The organism is Achromobacter maghribensis (genome assembly GCF_057334215.1).
The window spans coordinates 24,183-29,366 of sequence record NZ_JBHFII010000008.1; the positions used below are offsets into that span (position 1 = coordinate 24,183).

At 64.7% G+C, this 5,184-nt stretch carries 4 protein-coding genes; all 4 read left to right on the forward strand.

All coding sequences use genetic code 11. The features are described from left to right. The first annotated feature begins 80 nt into the window (after positions 1 to 80). The 4 genes from ACE039_RS03430 (at position 81) to ACE039_RS03445 (ending at position 5,132) form a co-directional block, all read left to right on the forward strand. Positions 81 to 1,052, forward strand: a complete 972-nt coding sequence (locus tag ACE039_RS03430) for an ABC transporter permease (RefSeq protein WP_485821692.1) — start codon at positions 81 to 83, stop codon at positions 1,050 to 1,052. A 169-nt stretch (positions 1,053 to 1,221) separates the two neighbouring features. Then, entirely contained in the window at positions 1,222 to 2,148 is a 927-nt protein-coding gene (locus ACE039_RS03435) for an ABC transporter permease (RefSeq protein ID WP_332007976.1), read from the forward strand. Between the two features lie 7 nt (positions 2,149 to 2,155). Then, on the forward strand, positions 2,156 to 3,898 hold the full coding sequence (locus tag ACE039_RS03440) for an ABC transporter ATP-binding protein (protein WP_485811665.1): 1,743 nt from the start codon (positions 2,156 to 2,158) through the stop codon (positions 3,896 to 3,898). 25 nt (positions 3,899 to 3,923) lie between these two features. Continuing rightward, positions 3,924 to 5,132, forward strand: a complete 1,209-nt coding sequence (locus tag ACE039_RS03445) for a metal-dependent hydrolase family protein (RefSeq protein ID WP_332007978.1) — start codon at positions 3,924 to 3,926, stop codon at positions 5,130 to 5,132. The last annotated feature ends 52 nt before the right edge of the window (positions 5,133 to 5,184 follow it).

Sequence of the window (5,184 nt, forward strand, 5' to 3'; positions counted from 1 at the left end):
GGCCGCGCCCGGCCCAGCCCCGATTCCCGCCATCAACGGAAACGCGGCCCGGCGTTATTTGCAAACGAGGGCACCCGATAATGCTTTCCTTTATTGCGCAACGGCTTATCCAGTCGGTGCTGGTGATGTTGACGGTGGCGCTGATCGCGTTCTCCATGTTCCGCTATGTGGGCGACCCCATCGCCAGCATGGTCGGCCAGGACACCACGCCTGAACAACGCGCGCAGCTGCGCGTCGAGCTTGGCCTGGACGATCCCTTCGTGGTGCAGTTCGCCCGTTTTGTCGGCAATGCCGCGCAGGGCGATTTCGGCATCTCGTACCGCCAGCGCCGTCCCGTCAGCGAACTGCTCGAAGAGCGCATGCCCGCCACGCTGGAACTGTCGTTCGTGTCCGCCGTGATGGCGTTGGCGCTAGGCATCCCGATGGGCATCTACACCGCGCTCAAGCGGCACGGCGTGCTGTCCAAGGCCTTCATGGCGATTTCGCTGGCCGGCATCTCGCTACCCACGTTCCTGATCGGCATCCTGCTCATCCTGGTCTTCGGCGTGCAGCTGCGATGGCTGCCCAGCTTCGGGCGCGGCGATGTCGTCAGCCTGGGGGGGTGGACGACCGGCTTTTTAACCAAGTCGGGATGGCTGGCGCTGATCATGCCGGCCATCACGCTGGCCCTGTTCCAGATGACGCTGATCATGCGCCTGGTGCGCGCCGAGATGCTGGAGGTGCTGCGCGCCGACTTCATCAAGTTCGCGCGCGCCCGCGGCCTGCCCGAACGGCTGATCAATTTCCGCCACGCCTTGAAGAACACGATGGTGCCCGTCATCACCATCACCGGGCTGCAACTGGGGTCGATCATCGCGTTCGCCATCATCACCGAAACGGTGTTCCAGTGGCCCGGCATGGGGCTGTTGTTCATCCAGGCCATCAGCATGGTGGACATTCCCGTGATGGCCGCCTACCTAGTGCTGATCGCGTTCATGTTCGTTGTCATCAATCTGGTCGTCGACCTGCTGTACTTCGCCGTGGACCCGCGTCTGCGCGTGCAGAGCAAATGAAAAGTTGCCCCCACGCCGCGCCTTCGGCTTGCTGCCCCCCGAGGGGGCGCTTTTTACCTTGGGACGGCCCGGCGGTAAAAAAATGCCCCCACACCGCGCCTTCGGCTTGCTGCCCCCCAAGGGGGCGCTTTTTACCTTGGGACGGCCCTACGGTAAAAAAGGAAATCACATGATTGCTCGCATCACCCCATTGTTTGCGCGCGCCGCCGACAGCGACCTCTGGCACAGCTTCAAGCGATCGCCCGGCGCCATCATCGCCGCCGCCGTCACGCTGGCCATCCTGCTGGGCGCGCTGTTCGCGCCGATCATCGCGCCGCACAATCCCTTTGACCTGGCGTCGCTCAGCATCATGGACGCCAACACGCCACCGGCCTGGGAAGAAGGCGGCAGTCCCGACTTCCTGCTGGGCACCGACGATCAGGGCCGCGACATCCTGTCGGCCGTGCTGTACGGCTCGCGCGTGTCGTTGCTGGTCGGTTTCGCCTCGGTGCTGTTCTCGATGGTGCTGGGCGTCACGCTTGGCCTCATCAGCGGCTACGCCGGCGGCCGCATCGACAGCTTCATCATGCGCATCGCGGACGTGCAACTGTCGTTTCCCGCCATCCTGGTCGCGCTGCTGATCGATGGCGTGGCGCGCGGCGTCTTGCCGCGCGACATGCATGACCAGCTGGCGTTGTACGTGCTGATCTTCGCCATCGGCATTTCGGGCTGGGTGCAATACGCCCGCACCGTACGCGGTTCCACGCTGGTGGAACGCAACAAGGAATACGTGCAGGCCGCCCGTCTCATCGGCATCGGCCCCATCACCATCCTGCGCCGCCACATCCTGCCCAACGTCATGGGACCCGTGCTGGTCATCGCCACCATCCACCTGGCGATCGCCATCATCACCGAGGCCACCCTGTCGTTCCTGGGCGTCGGCGTGCCGGTCACGTCGCCATCACTGGGCACGCTGATTCGCATCGGCAACAGCTACCTGTTCTCGGGCATGTGGTGGATATCGATCTTCCCCGGCATTGCGCTGGTGGCGCTGGTGCTATCGGTCAACCTGCTGGGCGACTGGCTGCGCGACGCGCTCAACCCCAAGCTGCGCTGAGGACGTCATGGCCCTGTTGAACATTGAAGACATCCGTATTGAATTTCCCAGCCGCCGCGGCACGCTGGTGGCAGTGGACGGCGTATCGCTGTCGCTGGAAAAAGGCGAAATCCTGGGCGTGGTGGGCGAATCCGGCGCGGGCAAATCCACCATCGGCAACGCAGTGATCGGCTTGCTGGAAGCACCCGGACGGCTGGCCGGCGGGTCGGTGCTGCTGAACGGCGAACGCATCGACACGCTGACACCGGCGCAGAAACGCAAAGTGCGAGGACGCCGCATCGGCATGATCTTCCAGGATCCGCTGACATCGCTGGACCCCTTGCAGACAGTGGAAAGCCAGTTGGTCGAGACCATGCAGGTGCACCTGAACCTGTCGCATGCCGAAGCCAAAAAACGCGCGGTGCAGTTGCTGGTGCAGGTCGGCATCGACCAGCCCGAGCTGCGCGTGCAGCAATACCCGCACCAGTTCTCGGGTGGCATGCGGCAACGCGTGGTGATCGCGCTGGCGCTGTGCTGCGAGCCCGAGGTGATCATCGCCGACGAGCCCACCACCGCGCTGGACGTCTCCATCCAGGCACAGATCCTCGCGCTCTTGAAAAAGCTGTGCCGCGAGGAACAGGTCGGCATGATCATCATCACGCACGACATGGGCGTGATCGCGGACGTGACCGACCGCGTGGCGGTGCTGTACCACGGCAAGCTCGTGGAACAAGGCCCCACCGCCAAGATCCTGGGCGATCCCGACCACCCCTATACCCGCAGCCTGATCTCGGCCGTGCCACGCCCGGACATCAAGCTCAAACGCTTTCCGCTGGTCACCTACATCGAAGACGTGAAGACGCCGTCGCAACCGCTCGACCTGGCCACACACTGGCTGGGTCAACGGCGCGACTTCGGTGCGAACGCGGGCGCGAACAGCGGCGGACCGCTGGTGCAGGTGCGCGACCTTTCCATGCGTTTCGTGCTCAAGAGCGCGCTCTTCAAACGCAACCAGCGCACGCTGGATGCGGTCAAGCGCGTGAACTTTTCCATTGGCGAAGGCGAGGTCTTCGGACTGGTGGGCGAATCCGGTTCCGGAAAATCCACCGTGGCGCGGTTGATCTCGGGGCTGTACACACCTTCGGAGGGGTCCGTTACGTTCGGCGGGACCGATCTGACCGCGCTCAAGGGCGAAAAGCAGCTCAACCCGTTCCGGCGCCAGATCCAGATGATCTTCCAGGATCCGTTCTCGTCGCTCAACCCGCGCATGCGCGTGCTGGACATCGTGGCCGAGCCCATCCGCTTTCACAAGCTGGCCGCAAGCGAAGCCGAAGCGCGCCGCATCGTGGCCGATCTGCTGGACGTGGTGGGCCTGGGCGACCGCGCAGCCGAGCGCTTCCCGCACGAATTCTCGGGCGGGCAGCGCCAGCGCATCTGCATCGCCCGCGCGCTGGCCACGCGACCACGCTTCCTGATTTGCGACGAACCCACGTCCGCGCTTGACGTGTCCATCCAGGCGCAGATCCTGAACCTGTTGAAAGACCTGCAGGAAGAGCTGGGGCTGACCATGCTGTTCATCAGCCATGACCTGCCCGTGATCCGCCAGATGTGCGACCGCGTCGGCGTGATGCGCTACGGCGAACTGCTGGAAGTGGCCGAAACGGAAAGCCTGTTCGACCATCCGCAACACCCCTACAGCCAACACCTGCTGGGATTGATGCCCCGCCTGCAATCGATGTCCCGCGAGGGACTGGACGTGGTGGAAGGTTGACTCCCGAGCGCAACCGGAGCAAGACATGACGGCGACACGACAGACCCTCTTCATCGGCGGACAGGTATTCGACGGCGAGGGCAAGATGCGGCAAGGCCACGGCGTGCTGGTCGAAGGCCAGCGGGTGGCGCGCGTGGCGCCGGCGGGCGAATTCGAAGGCTACGCCGGCGCGCGGGTCAACACCGCCGGCATGACGCTGATGCCCAGCCTGGCGGATTGCCATGTCCACCTGGTCTACACCGGCGGCGCCGACCCCAACGCGCAACTAAGCAAGCAAGGCCCCGCCCAGATCACGCTGACCGCGCTGGAGAACGCCCAGGCCAGCCTGCGCGGCGGCGTCACGGCGCTGCGTGACTGCGGGGGCAAGGACTATCTGGAATTCGGCGTGCGTGACGCGATCGCGCGCGGCGTGTTCCCCGGCCCCACCATCAAGGCGTCGGGCCGCATCATCTGCATGACCGGCGGGCACGGCAACCGCATCGGCCGCATCGCCGACGGCTGTGAAGACGTGATCAAAGCCGTGCGCGAACAGGTGCATGCCGGCTGCGATCTGGTGAAGATCATGGCGACCGGCGGCGTCATGACGCCCGGTGTCAGCCCGATGGATGCGCACTACAGCTTCGACGAAATGAAGGCGGGCGTGCATGAGGCCAAGCGTTTCCGCAAAAGCACCGCCAGCCACGCGCAGGGCACGCAAGGCATTCTGAACGCGGTCCGCGCCGGCATCGATTCGATCGAGCACGGCATCTTCATGGACGACGACTGCCTGCGCGAAATGCTGGAGGCGCAGACGTATCTGGTGCCCACCATCGCCGCCGTGCGCAACATCATCGCCAACGCCGACAACGGCATTCCGGCCTACGCCGTGGAAAAGGCCCGGGCAGTGGAACAGCGGCACCGCGAGTCATTCCAGATGTACTACAAGGCAGGCGGCCGGATCGCGATGGGCACGGATGCCGGCACGCCATTCAATCTGCACGGCGAAAACGCCATGGAACTGGCCTACATGGTGGAATTCGGCATGACGCCGGTGGACGCACTGATCGCCGGCACGTCGCGCGGCCATGATCTGATGGGCCTGGATCAGCACGGCATCATCGCCGAGGGCAAGGTCGCCGACCTGTTGCTGGTGCAAGGCGACCCCACGGAAGACATCCTGAAGGCGGCCGACAAGCGCTTCCATGTGGCGGTGCTGCGCAACGGGGAACTGGCGGCGGGCGCCTTGCCGTTCTAGCAACCGCTTTTCCATCTCGGGACGGCCCAGCGATAAAAAAGCCGCCGCGCCC